1 protein-coding gene is annotated in these 715 nt (G+C 38.3%); it reads right to left on the reverse strand.

What is annotated here, in order from left to right; all coding sequences use genetic code 11:
- Nucleotides 1-715: IS3 family transposase (locus IEU65_RS10305; protein ID WP_188352255.1), on the reverse strand; the 715-nt coding region annotated here is incomplete at both ends.

Raw genomic sequence — 715 nt, forward strand, 5'->3', positions numbered from 1 at the left:
GTTTCAATATTGAATGAAATGCTTCCATACGGCCATTATCGTATGGATGTCCTTTGAGTGAATATGAATGTTTCAAGCCATAATTTTGACATTTAATATTAAATTCAGCACTCGTGTATTGTGACCCCATATCTGAATGAATAATTAATGGCATTCGATGCTTATCTAACGCCATCTGTAAGGCACTTGTGGCTAGCTCGGCTGTCATTGTATCACCAATTTTATAGCCCAATACTTTTCTCTTCTCAGGATCCAAAACGGTCGCTAAATAGACCCATTTGTGGTTAGTCAACTGAATATAAGTGATATCTGTTTGCCAAACACCGCTCAAATCATGCAAGTGTCTAATCAAATTGGGCTTTTGATCAACAGTCACGACAGTTTTTGGCTTGCGATAACGTTTTTGCATGCGGGATTTAATCCCTAATTCACGCATCAATTTGAGTGTCATATACTCAGATACTTTCGGCCCGTCAGTTTGTTGACTATAAGCAGAAATACGGCGATAACCATAAAATTTAAAGGTTTTCCAAACGTCTAAAATATAAGGTTTTAGAGATTCTCTACGCTTTTCTCGTCGACTGGTCTGCCAATGGCGCCAGTTGTAATAGGTACTAGGTTTGATTTTAAGTGCACTTAAAATACGCACAAGCGCATAGCCTTGTGCTAAAAATTGGTTAACAAGCGGCAATCCCACATTACGGACTATTTTTTG

It is taken from the genome of Leuconostoc pseudomesenteroides KCTC 3652 (genome assembly GCF_014634745.1).
Lineage (GTDB): Bacteria > Bacillota > Bacilli > Lactobacillales > Lactobacillaceae > Leuconostoc > Leuconostoc pseudomesenteroides.